This window comes from Peribacillus sp. SIMBA_075 (genome assembly GCF_046534585.1).
The window spans coordinates 1-243 of sequence record NZ_JAWRYN010001414.1; the positions used below are offsets into that span (position 1 = coordinate 1).

Here is a 243-nt window from a genome sequence, read left to right on the forward strand (position 1 = left end):
GGTCAATGCACTAAATCCCGCCGCAACCGCGATTCCTACTAGGATCAGCCGGATGGGAACAAGCCCTTCATGCCGGTCATACGCAAGGAGCACGATGACCGCTGCCGCAAGCAGTCCACCACCAAATGTAAAGAGCGGAATAAGAAGAGATGGATTGCCTTCAAGTGCATGGAAATACGTCACAAAAATAATTAAGCCAAATGCTGCCCCTGCATTCAGTCCAATAATCCCAGGATCGGCCAG

Annotated in this window: 1 protein-coding gene; it reads right to left on the reverse strand. The window is 51.0% G+C overall.

Annotated elements, in window-relative coordinates; translation table 11 throughout:
- Positions 1–243: iron chelate uptake ABC transporter family permease subunit (locus SB775_RS33010; RefSeq protein WP_410865505.1), on the reverse strand; the 243-nt coding region annotated here is incomplete at both ends.